We start from the raw sequence: 16,981 nt of genomic DNA on the forward strand, positions 1-16,981 counted from the left end.
TTAAAGGAGAAAAGAAAAAATGTTTAAAACACAAGAAACAAAAGTATTTGGATCAATTCGTAAGGTGAAGCGCTACGGTGCTTGTGGAGTAATTTTGGGTATGGCTGCTCTTGCTATGGCTTTTTCATCAGGTACTGTGTCTGCTGATGAGTTGAGTGCAAATCAAAATGTGTCAAAAACTGTTCAGGAAGCACCTAAACAAGAAGTGCCTAAGCAGGACGAAACTGTTAAAAAGAATACTACAGTTGATGTTGTAGTAGATCATTCAACTGTTGATAAGGCTGTTTCTGAAGCTAAGAAAGCAGGCCTAGAAGTAAAACAGGATTCTCCTGTGGATGCTGGAGTTGCTGAGAGTCAGGAAGAACTTGCGAAGCGTCAGACTGCTGTAGAAAAGGATTATGCGAATCAAGCAAATACGGTTTCTACTGAAATTGATGGCTACAAGAAAGATGTAGTAGATAATGAGCGCGAGAAAAAGGATGTTCATGATAAAAACGAAGAGATTCGTCAGGATCATGAGAAAGCTAAAAAAGAGCTAAAAGAAAAGAATGATCAGATTGATGAGCATAACAAAGAAAATTTAGCAAAATATGCTAAAGAACAGAAAGCTTATGAAAAAAAATTGGGAGAGCTTAAAAAGAAAGGTGTTGCTGCAACTGCACCAAACATTACTTTGTATGGTAACTATGATGAAACAAAACGTGGTTCTTTGGAATACTACGGTAAACTTACCGCAGCGTTTTCAGGAGTAAAAGATTTGGAGTTGGTCAAAGGTACGTTAGGAGCTACTTCTGAAACCACGATTGAACTTGGTCGTACAGATATGATTGATAAAGAGGAAATCGCTCGACAAAATGCCACATCAACGGGTGGTACAATTCTAAAAAATATTAAGGAAGGTGATTGGTTTACCTTGCACAAAATTGGTAAGACTCAAACAGGGAAAACAATTTCTGTGAAATTCATTTCGAAATCAACACCTACTAAAGCATTTGAAAAAGAAGGTAATTCTCAAGTTTATAGTCGTTTGTGGGTTTGGTGGTCAAATTGGACGATAGATAACAAAGGTGTTTCGCCGTTTGGATTTAGTCCATTTAATTATTTGAACCCGGATTTTGATTATGAATTCTTTGATGAAGCAACTGGCAAGCCATTAAACATTGGACGTGCCGATGTGTATTCGGATATTGATTACGGTCAGTCCATTCGTCATACCTATGAAGATGGATCAACAGGTATTGTAAAAACACCTAGTGATTCATTGGTTCAAGAAACACCTATTCCAGCATTTGGAAATAAAACTGGTTGGAAAGGTGTGAAAACGTCAGGTACGTATCAATCAGACGACGATACAGGTTTAGACGAGTATAAAGCTGGTGACCCAATCTATTCAAATGTAAACGATTTTCATGATACACCTGTAGGAACTATTGTATCTATTGGCTATGGTTCGAAAGGACATTTGAGTTATTACTATGGTAAAAAAGAATTCAAACCTTATTCGCAGGAAAAATTTGAAGCATATCGTAAGTATTCTGATGCGGAACGAAAAGCGGAAGGACTACCTCCTTACTCGGATAGGGAATTGTATGAAGCAACATACACATTCCAACTTTGGGGAAATAACAACGTTGTAGAAACAGTAGATGAAGTTCATCCGCCAGAATTGGAGCGGCATGAAAAGGATACAATTCCTGATCCTGAATATCTTCCTGAGCCAGGTAAAGTAAAAACTCGTACGGTTCATGTTCGCTATGCTAATTTGCGTTACAAACCATCTGTAAATCCTACAAAATCCATTAAGGATACACATGGAAATAACATTGATGGGGCTAAGACATTTGATAAAAATGTGAAGTTTACATTGAAAACTGATTATGCTCCTTATTCAAAATTTACTGCGTCACCTAAGTCGATTGCGAAACGTTTTGCGATTTTGGACGATGTGCAAGATGGTGCCTATACCGTCGATAATGCCAAAATTAAGGCAACTGATGATGAAGGAAAAGATGTTAAGCAATTATTTGACATGTATCATGTTCTTTCAGACAAAGGAAGAACAGATGTTGTCAATGAAATCTTGAAAGAATCAGGGTTCTCGCCAAAAGGCGAGTTCTATATGTGGGTTCCAAAAGACAACGCTGCTTACTACAAGAACTATGTTTCTAAGGGTAAAAATGTGACTTTTGATTTGTTTGCTAAATTGTTGGTAAAAGAAGGTCAAAAGGTTCAAAACGATTTCCACCAAATCGATTTTGGAATTGATCATAAGTCTAATTTGGTAACTGCTGAAGTTCCAGATGTCAAGCCTGAAAAACATGTGCTTGACAAAGATGGCAAAAAAATTCTGGATGGGCAGGAAGTTCAAATTGGGCAGTTGATCCAATATTTCTTGAATGGCGTAACTGTCCCAGCCAAACATGACACTATTTCTCAATATGATGGTGTAGATAAGCTGGATGTGAAGCATGATCGCTATACTGGTAATTGGAAAGGTATTATCAAGGGTACTGAGTATACGGCTGAAAAAGACCTCACATTGCCTTATGATGTTGTTTTGAAAGATGGGAAAGTGATTAAAGCAGGAGATAAGATTGCCAAAGGAACATCTTATGCGTTCACTTTTGAATTCAATCAAGATACAAATTCTGAGTTTATCAAGAAACTTGTGACTGTTAAGTGGGATGCAAAAGATGGTCAATGGTCTTACGTTATCAATCAAGATTTCCTAAACTCTCTAGGAGTTAAAGGAACCTTCGATGCAGACTTCTACATCGAGGCGGAGCGTATTGAAACTGGTGGCAAGATTGAGAATACCTTCATCAATATTGTCAATAAACAAGAAATGACCGCTAAGGTTATTACTCGTACACCAGAGCCACCTAAACCAAAACACCCAGAAAAACATGCGCTTGATAAAACTGGTCAGAAAGTCCTTGATGGCAAAGAAGTCCAGCTAGGTGATTTTGTTCAGTACCTTCTTGATGGTGCAACTGTTCCAGAAAGACACCATATGTTGTACCAATATGATGGTGTAGACAAGCTAGATATGAAGCATGACCGCTATACTGGTAACTGGAAAGGTATTATCAAGGGTACTGAGTATACGGCTGAAAAAGACCTCACATTGCCTTATGATGTCATCCTGAAGGATGGCAAAGTAGTCAAAGCAGGAGATAAGATTGCCAAAGGAACATCTTATGCGTTCACTTTTGAATTCAATCAAGATACAAATTCTGAGTTTATCAAGAAACTTGTGACTGTTAAGTGGGATGCAAAAGATGGTCAATGGTCTTACGTTATCAATCAAGATTTCCTAAACTCTCTAGGAGTTAAAGGAACCTTCGATGCAGACTTCTACATCGAGGCGGAGCGTATTGAAACTGGTGATAAGATTGAGAATACCTTCATCAATATTGTCAATAAACAAGAAATGACCGCTAAGGTCATTACTCGTACACCAGAGCCACCTAAACCAAAACACCCAGAAAAACATGCGCTTGATAAAACAGGTCAGAAAGTTCTTGACGGTAAAGAAGTTCAAATGGGCGAATTGATTCAGTACCTTCTTGACGGTGCAACTGTTCCAGAAAGACACCATACGTTGTACCAATATGATGGTGTAGACAAGCTAGATATGAAGCATGACCGTTATACAGGTAATTGGAAAGGTGTCATTAAGGGTACAGAGTACACAGCTGAGAAAGACCTTATCTTGCCTTATGATGTCATCCTGAAGGATGGCAAAGTGGTCAAAGCTGGTGATAAGATTGCCAAAGGTAGCTCTTATGCCTTTACCTTTGAGTTCAACCAAGATACCAATTCAGAGTTTATCAAGAAGATTGTTAAAGTAAAATGGAATGAACAAGACGGTAAGTGGGCTTACACTATTGACAAAGAGTTCTTGAACTCTCTTGGAGTACGTGGTACGTTTGATGCCGATTTCTATGTTGAAGTTGAGCGTATTGCAAGTGGAGAAGTTGAGAATACATTTGTGAATATTGTAAACGGTAAGGAAATGGATGCTAAGGTGACAACCACAACGCCAGAGCCTCCAGCTCCAGAAGAACCACGTAAACCACAACCACAACCAGCTCTTCCGAACACTGGAACAGCTTCTAGTATGCTTGGATTCGTTGGTATTGGTATCTTGTCTATGCTAGGACTAGTTGGTTTGAAGCGTAAGAAAGAAGTGGAATAAAATAGATTAGTGCGCTGTAAAAAAGGTGGTAGAGTAACAGGAACTGCCACCTTTTTTTTAAAAAGTAGATAGGAAAAATAAAATGAAAAAAACTGTACAACTAACAGTTGGAGGGGCAGCAGTTATTGGTTTTGGTCTAGCAAGTACGATCGGTCATGCAGATGAAACACCTGTAGTAACAGCTCCCACAGAATTGCAATCTTTTACGAGTGAAGCTAGTGGAATTATTGTCACTCAAGAACAAGTTAAAGATGCTAAAAATAAACTTGATACTTCTACTCAAGCAGTAGATGAAGCACAAGCCAAGAAAGACCGTGCACAGTCTGAAAAAGACGAGGCTCAATCCGAAAAGGATAATGCTCAGTCTGAAGTAGATAAGGCGCAAGCAGTCAAGGACAAATCTACACCAGAGAACATTCAAAAGCAAAAGCAAGAGGTTGTCAATGCTGAAGCTGCTAAGTATAAAGCTGAAAAGCAAGAAAAAAATACTAAGAATGACCTTGACAAAGCTGAACAAGTGGCTCAAGACCAAGAAAAAGTGGTTAAGAAATCTGAAGACAATGTAGCAAGTGCTGAAAAAGAAGTCAAAGATGCACAGACTAGTGTAGATAACGCACAAGCTATCCTTGACGGTACAGGGCAAGCAGAAGTTATTGCTGAGAAAGAGAATGCTGAATGGGAACAAAAGCAGGCACAAAATAAGGTTCAAGAAAAATCTGATGAACTCTTACAAGCTAAATCCCACGATGATCAACTTCAACAAAAAATTGTTGAAGCGCAGAAACAAGTTGAAAATTCTCATTCTCTTGTTTTGACTACTAATATTGCATTGGATAAAGCCTCAGAAACAGCAAATCAGACTCAATCAGCGCTCAAACAAGCCCAATCGGATTTTTCAGATGCTGAAGCAAGGTATAATTCAATAAATACTTTGCAAATTTCAGATAGCTACGTAGAAGCACTAAAATCTTATGTGAATAATCCGTACAATATTCTTGAACAAGAGACTCTTTGGGATAAACACAATGCTGCTCAACTGCGCAAACTTGAACAAGTCAATCAGGAAAATGTAGAACTTAATAAATTTAAGTCCAATAAAAAAGATCAGCAAATTTCTGTCGATCCGAATCATTTGACAAAAGAACAGCAAATGGAATTTGCTTTCTTTGCGAATGATTTGTTAAATCAAGTCCGTCAGCGTTTTGGTACAACTAAAACAGTTGTTTCACAAGGGATGCTTGAGGTTGCTAAGAAGGTGACTGATGGTTATGTTTCTGATAATTGGAAGTTTGGTGCAGGTCATGATAAAAAGGTTATCAATGACGTAGCCCGAGAATATGGTCTGCCGTCATCCAAGAATAATTCTTCTCAATATTTAGAGAATATGTATGGTGTCAATAGTAGTGATGAAATTCATACTATGGATGACGCTAAACGATTCATCTATAAAAGCATTGTTAAGTTTTTATTTAATGGTATGGAGTGGCAACATGCTGAGAGTATAACTGGGTTATCGAAAACGTCCTCAGGGAATAAAGATTACTTTGGCTTATCTTTATCGAAACGTGAAGGAGTCACAAGTTCTCACTGGTTGACAGTAGCAGATACAAAAGTTTCAGGAACGAAACTTGATAAGACAGAACTTAGCAATCCTAATTCAGCTGAGACTCTAACTAAGGCTTATCACGCTGCAGTTGGTGCTCTTAGCTTAGCGCAGAAAAATAATCTTAATGCACAAACTGCTCTGGAACAAGCTCAAGCAGAATACGATACAGCTTTATCCACAGAAGAGCAAGTTAAGGAAGAATTTTCAAGACTTAAAGCAACACCATTACGAGCACCTTCGGCACAAGTTGAACTTGATCAGGCGGAGAAGGTTCAAATGAAAGCACAACAACGTGTGGTAGCTGCTCAAAAGGCCTTGGATGCCTTAACCGCTGATGTAAAAACTAAACAGAAAAATCTTGCTGAAGCAAAGGAAGTGCTTAGCACTAAACAAAAAGCTCTTATGGAGGCTACAGAAAACCTAGCTGCAGAACAAACGAAGTTGGTCACACTGCAGGAGTTTGCTCAGACTGCTGCTGAAAATCTCCAACTATCTAAGGATAATGTAAAAAAAGCGGGCAAGGAATTGGAACAAGTAAAAGCCGATCTAGATGCTTTGCTTAACGCTGAACCTAACCTTGTTAAAGCTAAGAAAATCCTTACTCAAAGAGAAACTACTCTTAATCAGAAAGTAACTACTTTAAAAGAGGTACAAGCTAATCTTGACAAGTTGTTGCAAGAACAGAAAATCAATCAAGAGGCTTATGACAAACTCTTTGCCTTGTATAGCGAACAAGTCGAAGCAAAACGTTTAGCGGATTTAGAGGCTCAAAAACAAGCAATTCTAACTGCTGGAGAGACACCTTTAGAAGTTTATGATGAAACAGGTAAACTTGTGTCTTATGTAGCACAAACTAAAGCTGTAAATACTCAATTACCTATTTCTTATAACTATACTTGGAACAAGAAACAAGAAACGAGTTTGCCAAATACTGGAACGGCCGCAAGCATGCTTCCAGTTTGGGGAATGATTTTGGGATTGTTGAGTCTTGCAGGTCTTCGTAAGTCGAAAGAAAACTAATTTGATGAACTAAAATGAAAGGGTGACCACAAGCTGGGGTATAACTCTCTTGTGGTCTTTATTGAAAGGAGAAAAAATGCAAGTATTTATCGCTTCTGGACGTGTTGCATTCATCCCAAGTGATGCAGTAGGTCAAACTAAAAATGGTCATGCCAGTTTCAAATTTGAGTTTGTTTGTGATTCGAGTATGAATGATGATACAAATAAACCAATTTCTAGTTTCTTCCATGTGCAAGTATACGGAAAACAAGCGGAATTGATGGCTCAGAGCCTATCTAAAGGCTCTCCAATCCTCTTAAAAGGAGAAATTATCCAACGACCTTATAATGATGAACAAGGTCAACGTCGGACGTATCAGTTTATTTCCCCAAATCAACAAGGAGGAATTTCTTTCCTTGAAAATAGGGAAGCATCTAACCGACGTAAGCAGGAACAACAGGGCTTTTCTCAGCCGATACCAAGTTCTATTCCTCCATCTTATCCTGAACCAATGGATGTAGAATCCCCATTCTAAAGGGATTGAAAGCATACAAGAATACTTGTGTGCTTTTTTGTTGTACAAAAAGTTATATAACTTATGATATAACAATATCTTTTGTCCCTTTAACAAAGAATTTGATATTATCCCTTAGAATAGAGGGGAATTAAGAAATAATAAGAAAGGAGTGCAACAATGGCAAGACAAAAATACAATTATCTGTCTGATGAATTGATTGCAGAATCTCTTCAGGTGACCAATTACTTAGAACAGAGTCGATCTAGTCGATTGAATGTTCTTCAGTTGGATGGAGAGAAATGGTTAGAAAATTACTTTCACCGTTACGAGAAAGCCTCTCCAAGGCTACAGTTTCACATATTTCTCTTTTCGAGCTTCTATACTCGAAAAATGGAATGGTTTTTGGAAGATGTAAGGGGGTAGTAGTTTGTTTGAGTTATTTGAAGTAGTATTTTATACCCTTATCCAAGTGATTCGAGCCAGTTGGATCAATACCTTCCTTTTTTTAGGGGGTGCAGGTTATTACCTATTCAAACTCTTCCAGCCGTATTTTTTAAGAAGCTATCAAAGGTTATTATCAGGAAAGAGTAGTCTAAGGCAAGCAATAAAAATAGGTTGGAAAAATCGTAAAGGAATTGATTGGAAACAAGTTTGGAGACAATCAGTTAGAGGGCTGCTCAATGGGATGAAGTCATTCATACCTAAACTCTTGGCGCTGGTCTCTCTCATCCTTTGGAATGTTTTCTTCAGGATATTCTATACCCTCCCTTTTGTTAAACGAGAACGGAAACGTTTTGATAAAGAAATGAAACCCATTCTTTATTTTAAAAGTTACCGCAGCTTCGTTTATATGGGATTAGGTTTTAGCTTTATTGCTTTTATCTTAACCAATTACCTGGTTACTGTTTTGAGAGCTACAATCCGCTTTCTCTATTTTAGTATTTGGTCGTTTAAAGATGCTAGTAAGGCTGTAAACTTTGACTTAAATAGCCTCTTGTTTCAAAGTTTATTGAATGCCAAAGTCTTTTGGATTGCCCCGATTTTAGCTTTTCCTCTCTTTCTGATGGGTCTAGTCCTTGCTTGGAAATCTGCTTGGATCAACTTTGAGCAGTTTCGTGACTACAACCATAATGAGGAGGGAGATGACCGTTTTGTGACGGTTGATGAAATTCGTCGTCAATACAAAAAGATTCCCAATAAAGCTCTAACTTATCCAGGTGAAGGTGGGGCTCCAGTATTTCATGAACTGACTCATGATTTGGCAGGACAAACACTCCGAACGCAAATGTTATGGCAAAATAAGACAATCAGTCGATACGTGACCAATGCGGAGCGCATTTTGGGCATGCAATCTTTTCCTTCAGGTTACTACTACATTGAAGATAAGCCTACTAACTTGTTAGGAATTGGGATGACTCGTTCAGGTAAGGGGGAAGGTCAGATCACGACAGCGATTGATATCAACAGTCGTGCGGAGTTGCAGCCATCGCTGGTTCTAGCAGACCCGAAAGGGGAACACTACCAAGCCTCTTACAAAACGATGAGGCAACGTGGCTATGAAGTTGATGTGCTTTCTTTCCAAAATATGGATTGGTCTATGTCCTACAATCCTTTGGCTCTAGCTATTGCAGCCGCCAAGAAAGGTTACTATGAGAAAACGCAAACCTATGTCAATGCAGTCGCAGAATCCATTTTTCCAAAACAAAAAGGTGGTGAGAAGGGAAATGCGGAGTATTTTCGTAAGTCTTCTATATCCCTATTTAACGCTCTGACAATGGCTTTGATGGATCGGGCTAATGAAACCGTTCAAAATGGTGAGGACGATGCCTGGGATACCATTACCATCCCTAACGTTGCGAAATTCTTGGCGACAATGGGGTCTGAAGAAGTCTTTGTGGATGGAACGGGGGAAGTCGTTGAGAATCCAACTAGAGAACAACAGGTATCCAAGAAATCAAAAATCACGGTCTATTTTGATAATTTGAGACAAGTGAATCAAAAACAATTCTCCAAATTCAGACAAATGGCAGATATCGAATTTCGTGCCTCAGACTTTGGTGGTGATGAGACTAAAGGGAATGTCTACTCTAGCATGATGACAGGAATCAATCTGTTCTTGCAAGATAACGTGGCCAAACTCACTTCCAAAAACTCGATTGATTTAGAGTCTTTTGCCTTCCCACGTCGATTGTCTGTTAAGTTGAGATCAAGCACCAACAGTCAATTAAAAAATGAGTTCAAGCATAAGACTGCTAGGGTAACTATTACAGGCTTGAAGAAATGGGGTAAAGTTGAAAAGCAAGTCGATTATGTGAAGCAAGCGACAGCTCTTATTGATGGAGAAGGCTATCTGACTTATGCCATCGAACCTAAACTTCCAGATCAGTTTACGGTTACGATTGATTTTAATCATAAGAAAAATGGTAAGTCTCCAGTTCGGGATCGGGTCTTCCAATTCTCAGCTGAAAAAGTCTATCGAAAAGATGGAGATAGGTTAGAACTAGATGAGTATACCAAGAAGCCAATTTTAGATCATATCGATGTAAGGGTTCTGAAGAGCAAAGAAGACACTCAAAATCTTCTCCAAGAGTCAGATATTGAGTTGATTTACTCCGATAAACCAAGAGTCGTCTATCTGGTAACACCACCAAACCGAACAGAGTACAATGGGATTGTCTCTTTGTTCTTGGATCAGTTATACAATGCCAACTATGACCTTGCCTTAACAAATGGGCGGAAATGTATCAATCGGATTCTCCATATCTTGGATGAGTTTACAAACATTCCAGCTATTCCTCACATGGATACGAAAATTTCTATCGGATTGGGGCAAAACATTCTCTATTATCTTTGGGTTCAAAACTTGGAACAATTGGTTAATGTCTATGGTGAAAATGTTGCACAAACGATTCTGGATAACTGTTCATTGAAAGTTTACGTCAAAACGACGTCTCCAGATACCAATAAGAGATTTAGTGGGGAGTTGGGTACACGTACCATCACCAGAAGACGGCGCTCCAGCAATATCCTGGACGAAGCCAATCCAAATGTAGCTGTCGAGAATCCAAAACAAGAGTTGTTGACACCAACGCAATTGGCGAAGCTCCAGGAAGGAGAAGCGGTTATCTTACGTGGGGTCAAGGGACGGGATAATGTTGGACGTAAGGTCACAACAGATCCAATCTTCGCACATGATAAGAACAGCTTCCCTTACAAGTACATGTTCTTACAAGAGGAGTTTGATACATCGATGACTCTTGCAGATATTCCAGTCGAAAGCGCCCACCGTGAGCTAGAGCTTCAGGAGATCGCAGTTGATGCAGGTACAGCCTTCAACAACATCATCGACTGGAGGCAACGTTTGACTATGCCTCTTCTCAGCAACAATGGAGAAACTCCTAAATTATCAGGCCGTCACAGTAAAGGACAAAAGGTGCAAACCCAATCGTTTACTTCCACAGATGAATTATTCCAGGCAGCTGTAGCTAGTGTCATTCAAGGTGACTATGATTATTATGATGACGGAGATGAGTTCTTTGCGGATGAAGTTATCTAAAAAGATATACAATAAGTTATATAAACACTTGCAAGAAAAAAAGTTGTTTGTTATAATGAGGTAAATAATGATTAGGAGAAAAAATGATGAAAGCAAAGCACTTTTTAAGAATTGTTTTAGTAGGGTTAGCCTTGATTTTACTAGGAGCATGTGGTCAAAAATCACCTGAGTCTATTGCTAAAAATGTGCTAAAAGATAGCTATACGGGCTTTTCACAAGAAGATAGTTATGATAGTTCTATTTTTAGTGGTGGAGTAGGATCTACTTTAAAATTCGATAAAGAAAAGCGAACCATTTCAAATAATGACGGTAAAAGCATTAGGTACAGTGTTCTTTCAGAAGAACAAGTGAAGGCAATTCCAGCCTCTTTCAGAGGAACTATTGTTAGTTTAGAAAGTCAACTGAAAGGAAAGGATAATTTTACTATAGCTGTTGGTGATAACGCAGATAAGCCTGAAGAGGCTGGTGCTTACTATCAAGTCGTCTTGACTGAAGGTGGTAAAAAAATTAGAGTCATTGAATTACTTCGTGGCTATAAAGAAGACAATGCTTTCTATGATTTCAATGGAAAAGCAGATTAACTTACAAAAGTCTCAATTATTTGAGGCTTTTTTTATTGTCAGAATTTCATTGTCCCTTTAAAAACGATTTTGCCATTATCGAATATGATAGGGGTATCTTAGAAAGAAAGAAGGTACCTTTAGTGCACTATCAAACCTTTTCAGATTTGATGAATGAGGTCAAGAATCTCAATGGTGAAATCACAGGCGAGAATGCAAAAAAGCTGGCGGAATTTTATTCCTACTGGGGCAACTATTTAGAACCGACTCCTGCATTTATGGCATTTCTCACCTATTTACCAGGAGGGATTGCCAAGGCTCTTTATCAAATCACTTCCAGCCTAGAACATGTTTTTAATAATATGTTCAAGCTCTTTGGCCTCTTCGGTTATCTGGGAGACCAGAAGACGATTATAGGCCAGTTCTTTTACTGGTTTCAGTTATTGGGGACGTCCTTGTTTACCCTGATTTTGGTTGTGTCGGCTGTTGCAGGAGTTTTTACAAAACCAGTCAAATACAAAGGGGTCATTACGAATTTCCTTTTGGTAACGGCTGTAACTGCCGTATTGCCATTAGCTTTGACCACCATCTCAACAGCAGTGGCACAGGATGCCATGTCTATCCAGACAGTCTCCAGTGAAGCCCCTTCTGGTAGTCAGCCAACTTCCTCCTTGGCTCTTCAGCCCATGAAAAATAATGTGGTAGACTTAAAAGTTTTGATCTACAAAGATTTTTCTACAGAGTTGTTTCCAATGGATGATTATGGCTATATCAAGCCCGTTCAGGAGGGGTCAACTCCTGTCAATAATATCACGGATGACCCTGCACAGCGGGACACGACCGATTTTGCGACCAAGATTGATTTTGGGGCAAACTATGGTACGACAAATCCAAAACTGTTAAAGGATATGCAGGAAACCGACAAAATAGCAGGGATTAAAGGCTTGTTCCTCCATAAGTTGAATTCCAATAATACTGGAGTTGAAAGCATTACAGAACACCGTCTCATCAATCAATTGAGTGCTTTTGAATCAGTTTATATGCGCTATAAAGTCAACTGGATAGGGATGTTCCTCCAGTATATTATCCTTGTTGTTCTTTTGGTCAGCATGATCATCAAGCTCGTCAAATCAGTTTTTGATATCCTGATTGAAGCAATGATCTCTCCGATTCTTGGATACAGTTCTCTATCAAACTCAAAGAAATACAAAGAGTTGTTAAGAACCATTGGCGGAGCCTTAGCAGGAATCTTCTTTGAAGTTATCATTATGCGTGTAACGCTTGAGATTTTCAGAGATTTGCCAATCCTCTCTGTCTCAGCTGTAACGAAGCTTTCTGGCGGATTCTTTGATGGACTCAACATGTGGGAGCAGTGTCTCGCAGCTGCCTTTGTTTATGTTGGAGTATTCTTTGCAGCCATGCAAGGAGTGGCCATGATCGAGCGCTGGCTTGGAGTTTCAACAGGTCATAGTGAAACAGCTCAACAACTGCTCGGAGCCATGATGATGGGGAATGCCTTTGCGGCTGGAGCAGGCGGTCTCTTTAATGGTGGTATGGCGCTTGGTCAATTTGGTATGGATATGGCACAAAAAGCTCCAGATGCCTTATCTAAAGGAAGTCAGATTCTGGGGAATAGCCTTGCCAGAACTGGAGGTGGTATTCAAGGTGCTTTGAACTCTGTAAAAGACCAGGGCTTGGTGAATGCGGCCAAAGGTGGTGTAAGTAATATGGTTGATTTGGCAGAATTGAAAGCATTTGAAGCCATGCAAAATACGAAAGGGGCAGTTGGCAACGTTTTAGATAAGCTGGATGATAAGGCTGTCTCTGCTCAAAATGCGACCTATAACGCTCTGAAAAATGATGCAGTTCCTGGAATTGATCAGCCTGGCCCAATTGATATTCCTGAGCCTCCAGTCGATCCAGGAACAACGGATGCACCTATTGTCGATCCAACTTCTTCAGCTGAAGAAATGGAGTCCCCAATTCAAGATCCAAATCCACCTGCAGATGCACCAGTTTCAGAATCACAATCACCAGCACAGCCTGATTCTTCTCAACAGAAATTTCAACAGAGTATGAATCAAATGAATTACATGAACCAACAAATGCAACAAGCAGGACAGCGTATGCAGGGAGGTCGTCATATCACAGGTGCTGAGAGTGAGGACGAAGAAGAATAGGCTGAACTATGGATTTAACAGGAAAGAACATTGTTATCACAGGAAGTCTACGTCCTCTAACTCGAGAAGAAGCCATACGATTTTTAGAAAGTAAAGGAGCTGTCGTTCAAAACTATGTATCTTCTAGGACAGATATATTGGTTTTAGGACACAAGCAGTTGAACCTTTTTGATCTAGATAAAAGGTCTAAAAAGCATGATGAAGCGCTTAGACGAATATCAGACGGTCAATCCATCACTTTCCTTTCCGAAGAATCATTCTTTGATTTGGTTAAGAAGTCTCAAGATTGAGGCTTCTTTTATTGTATAAAAAAGTATATAACTTTTTGTACAATTCATTCCTGAAGGATGATGGTAAAAATGCTATTGTCCCTTTAAAAGATATTTTCGATTATTCATTATAATGTGAGTGTCAAAACAAATATAAAGGAGAAATTCATGTACGGTGAAAAATACGGTGTACCTAGAGATATCTATGCCAAAATCAAAATCATAGGCCTTCTTATCCTAGATATTGCTTTTGTAGGAATTACTGGAGTAATCGCTTTGAGCGTTGGCTTAAAAATCTTTCCTAAAAGCCAGTGGATACAGATGTTTGCATTCATTTTTTTAACACCAGTTCTGAGTTTGTATCTGGTGTTACCAGCTAACGGTGGTAAAAAGAATTGGCACAGCATGTTTCTTTTCTTCAGACGAAGAAGAAAACGTTATATTAGCTTGAATTATATCAGAAGGAGAAAACCATAATGGCGATTAAACAAATTCAACCTCCAAAAAATGAGAAACGTCCGCTGGGACGTATTCAAGAAACAAAGAAACAAACGCAGGAATATTTTGATTTGCATTCTTGCGTTGAGTTGTTGGATGTAAAATCAATCATTCCAAACAGCCAGGCTTATATCCAGTTAGTTGATTATGGCTACTTGCAGCTGATGGAGATACCAGGTAAAGATCTAGGTTCGATGTCTTATAACGAAGTTATGAGAACCATTGAAAATTTTGAAACCTGGTTGACTCGATTTGGATCGAATATCCAAGTGGAGACGACAACTTTGCCAACAAATACTGATACGCAAATTTCTGACTTGCGCCATCATTTGGATTTAGTGCGACAAGAAATGTCTAAGTTATCAATAAATGATAGACGTTTTTTACAACTCAAGGATCGTGAAATTTGGCTTCAAAGCCAAATTAAAGTTGAAGAAAGCATCCGACAAGAAGTCTATAATACAGAGTTCATACTGTGGCTATTTGCACCTACAACAACCGAATTGGACGAATTGGTTCGTAAGGCTAAAACCTATGGAAATAATGATTTTGTTCCACAAGATATCAGCTACAGGAAGAAAATTCAGATTATAAAGCAATACAACAATATGAATGAGAAAGTGTAGGAGAGATAGCATGCCTGATTTATCAAAACGTAGACAAAGACAACTAAAAAATGAAGGATATGACCTTGCTTTCCTTAGCCAGATTCAACCGCAAGGAAATATTGATTTTAAAAAGGATGATCGTTTCTGGATAAGTGGAGATGGATGCCATACGGTCTTACACTATTATGAGTATCCAACTGAAGGAATGGATCGTTTTTGGCTTTCTGAATTGTTGTTGCTTCCTGGAACACGTTCCTTCCTGTCACTGTACAAGGAGGATAATAGACAGCTTCAAAAAGAGATTGAGGACTCTATTGAAGAGAAGTCAACACGGATTACAAACAATAGCAAACTAACCAATAATCGGAAAGAACTAGATGAGATTGACAATCTTAATAAACTAAGCCGTGAAATTGATAAGCGGAATATAGCTATGTATGGGATGTATATTCGTGTCTTTGTGTTTGCATCAATCAAAGAAGAGTTATTCAAGAAGGTTGAAGAAGTCAAAGACAAAACGTCGAAATTCAAATCCACTATTCTGTCTGGAGAATTAGATTTTGAATACCATGCTCCATTTATTCCAGCCGAATATCAGATTGATTTGCCCAATCATCGAAGAGGGATACCGACTCCAGCTCACTCAATAGCTGGTGGATATTTCTTTAATCATACGAAGCTAGAAGATGAGAAAGGCTTCTATCTTGGATGGACTCCAACGAACGGAGCGGTAAATTTCAATTTTCTAGAACGTGACGAGAAAAGAACACGATCTTTTATGATCCTATCTGGAAATCCAAAGATGGGACAACGATCTTTTCTTATGAAACACACAGACGGTCTCTATGCGAAGGGGCATTATATTCGTAACTTTGATGCTACTGGCCAGTTTCTTGATCAGACACGAAAACAACATGGATTGATTCTTGATTTATCAGGTGAGGCTAACCGTATCAATATCTTCCAGGTATTTCCAACAGTGACCAATGAAGCAGGAACTGAAATCGATAAGAAGAAATCCTACAACCTTCATATCGAGAAACTGAAGAGTATCTATAAACTCCTGAATAATGAAGTGACAGGAGACGATTTAATCACATTTGGAACTCTCCTGAATGAGTTTTATATTGAGGGAAATATGTGGGCTCGAAATCCTTCATTGAATCCAGAAAAACTGAAAGCGACGGATATTGTGAAGGAAGAGTATCCTATTCTGTCTGATTTTATTTTGTTTGTTGATGCCTACAAACGTCGACTGGAACAAACTAGTACGGATAAAGCCGAACACAAGGCTGTTAAGCGTATTTACAACACGTTTAACGAACTATTGACAACAAACGCAGAAATTTTCGAGGGGACAACCAAATTTCAAGATATTTCTTCAGAGCAAGTTGTGACATTTGACTTCTCAGGTTTGAAGAACGCCCCTCATTTGTTAAATGTTCAAATATTCTCTGTTCTTTCACTTGTCTCGGCTGATATTGTCAATAACGGAAAACGCTGTAAGCAATTACTGAAGAGACGTCCTGACTTAACAGAGATGGATATGCAGCACTATATTGTCAATATTAGTGGGGCACAGACACTCATTGACCCTAAGCATGAAAGTAGTGTCAACCTTCTGGCTGATATGATTGATACAATGGGCGAAAACTTTGCTGGTGTTGTATTGTCTGTTAATTCACTGCGAGGGATTCTGTTTGAGACGGGGATTGGCACTCATAAGGATCCGTACGTAACGGCAGTCCAGAGGATTTTTGGTCTGATGCAATATAGAGTTTTTGCTCAGACGGACGAAACCAGTGTTCCTCTACTAGCTAACGCCTTATCTGGATCAATGAACCAGTCTGAACTAGAGACTTTGCCTCGTCTGAAGAAAGGACAGTTATTCATGAATATTGCAGGGGTAGGAAATCTGGTCTTTAACCAACAGCTGTTAGCCCCTGAAGTTGAGCGCTATGGCGGTATTGAGTAAGAAAGGAAGGTA

At 39.0% G+C, this 16,981-nt stretch carries 11 protein-coding genes; all 11 read left to right on the forward strand.

Features of this window, described 5'->3' with window-relative positions; translation table 11 throughout:
* Positions 1-19 precede the first annotated feature (19 nt).
* The 11 genes from CYK16_RS04035 (at position 20) to CYK16_RS04085 (ending at position 16,969) form a co-directional block, all read left to right on the forward strand.
* A complete protein-coding gene (locus CYK16_RS04035) occupies positions 20-4,201 on the forward strand; it encodes an LPXTG cell wall anchor domain-containing protein (RefSeq protein WP_101776681.1) in 4,182 nt (1,393 codons plus the stop codon).
* Positions 4,202-4,283: 82 nt separating this feature from the next.
* Positions 4,284-6,827, forward strand: coding sequence for an SEC10/PgrA surface exclusion domain-containing protein (locus tag CYK16_RS04040; RefSeq protein WP_101776682.1), 2,544 nt, complete (start codon positions 4,284-4,286; stop codon positions 6,825-6,827).
* A gap of 76 nt (positions 6,828-6,903) precedes the next feature.
* Positions 6,904-7,341: a single-stranded DNA-binding protein gene (locus tag CYK16_RS04045; RefSeq protein ID WP_050239879.1), complete on the forward strand. Its 438-nt coding sequence runs from the start codon at positions 6,904-6,906 to the stop codon at positions 7,339-7,341.
* A 159-nt stretch (positions 7,342-7,500) separates the two neighbouring features.
* A complete protein-coding gene (locus CYK16_RS04050; protein ID WP_101776683.1) occupies positions 7,501-7,746 on the forward strand; it encodes a hypothetical protein in 246 nt (81 codons plus the stop codon).
* Positions 7,747-7,750: 4 nt separating this feature from the next.
* The gene (locus CYK16_RS04055) at positions 7,751-10,879 is read left to right on the forward strand and encodes a VirD4-like conjugal transfer protein, CD1115 family (protein ID WP_101776684.1); all 3,129 of its coding nucleotides are present in this window, start codon (positions 7,751-7,753) and stop codon (positions 10,877-10,879) included.
* An 83-nt stretch (positions 10,880-10,962) separates the two neighbouring features.
* Positions 10,963-11,460, forward strand: a complete 498-nt coding sequence (locus CYK16_RS04060; protein WP_101776685.1) for a hypothetical protein — start codon at positions 10,963-10,965, stop codon at positions 11,458-11,460.
* Between the two features lie 122 nt (positions 11,461-11,582).
* Positions 11,583-13,619, forward strand: a complete 2,037-nt coding sequence (locus CYK16_RS04065; protein ID WP_101776686.1) for a pLS20_p028 family conjugation system transmembrane protein — start codon at positions 11,583-11,585, stop codon at positions 13,617-13,619.
* 8 nt (positions 13,620-13,627) lie between these two features.
* Positions 13,628-13,909, forward strand: a complete 282-nt coding sequence (locus CYK16_RS04070; RefSeq protein WP_101776687.1) for a BRCT domain-containing protein — start codon at positions 13,628-13,630, stop codon at positions 13,907-13,909.
* Between the two features lie 147 nt (positions 13,910-14,056).
* Positions 14,057-14,365, forward strand: a complete 309-nt coding sequence (locus CYK16_RS04075; protein WP_000274176.1) for a DUF5592 family protein — start codon at positions 14,057-14,059, stop codon at positions 14,363-14,365.
* Positions 14,365-15,012, forward strand: coding sequence for a hypothetical protein (locus CYK16_RS04080; RefSeq protein ID WP_101776688.1), 648 nt, complete (start codon positions 14,365-14,367; stop codon positions 15,010-15,012). The genes CYK16_RS04075 and CYK16_RS04080 overlap by 1 nt, the downstream gene beginning before the upstream one ends.
* 10 nt (positions 15,013-15,022) lie before the next feature.
* Complete coding sequence (locus CYK16_RS04085; protein WP_001113074.1) at positions 15,023-16,969, forward strand: hypothetical protein; 1,947 nt, start codon at positions 15,023-15,025, stop codon at positions 16,967-16,969.
* Positions 16,970-16,981 lie beyond the last annotated feature (12 nt).

The sequence above is a fragment of the Streptococcus oralis subsp. dentisani genome, from assembly GCF_002860905.1.
GTDB classification, from domain to species: Bacteria; Bacillota; Bacilli; order Lactobacillales; family Streptococcaceae; genus Streptococcus; species Streptococcus oralis_BA.

Excerpts from the sequence above, each read along its gene's own strand:
- CYK16_RS04080 (WP_101776688.1), top strand. The coding sequence starts at position 14,365 with ATGGCGATTAAACAAATTCAACCTCCAAAAAATGAGAAACGTCCGCTG.
- CYK16_RS04050 (WP_101776683.1), top strand. The coding sequence starts at position 7,501 with ATGGCAAGACAAAAATACAATTATCTGTCTGATGAATTGATTGCAGAA.
- CYK16_RS04085 (WP_001113074.1), top strand. The coding sequence starts at position 15,023 with ATGCCTGATTTATCAAAACGTAGACAAAGACAACTAAAAAATGAAGGA.
- CYK16_RS04075 (WP_000274176.1), top strand. The coding sequence starts at position 14,057 with ATGTACGGTGAAAAATACGGTGTACCTAGAGATATCTATGCCAAAATC.
- CYK16_RS04060 (WP_101776685.1), top strand. The coding sequence starts at position 10,963 with ATGATGAAAGCAAAGCACTTTTTAAGAATTGTTTTAGTAGGGTTAGCC.
- CYK16_RS04045 (WP_050239879.1), top strand. The coding sequence starts at position 6,904 with ATGCAAGTATTTATCGCTTCTGGACGTGTTGCATTCATCCCAAGTGAT.
- CYK16_RS04040 (WP_101776682.1), top strand. The coding sequence starts at position 4,284 with ATGAAAAAAACTGTACAACTAACAGTTGGAGGGGCAGCAGTTATTGGT.
- CYK16_RS04035 (WP_101776681.1), top strand. The coding sequence starts at position 20 with ATGTTTAAAACACAAGAAACAAAAGTATTTGGATCAATTCGTAAGGTG.
- CYK16_RS04070 (WP_101776687.1), top strand. The coding sequence starts at position 13,628 with ATGGATTTAACAGGAAAGAACATTGTTATCACAGGAAGTCTACGTCCT.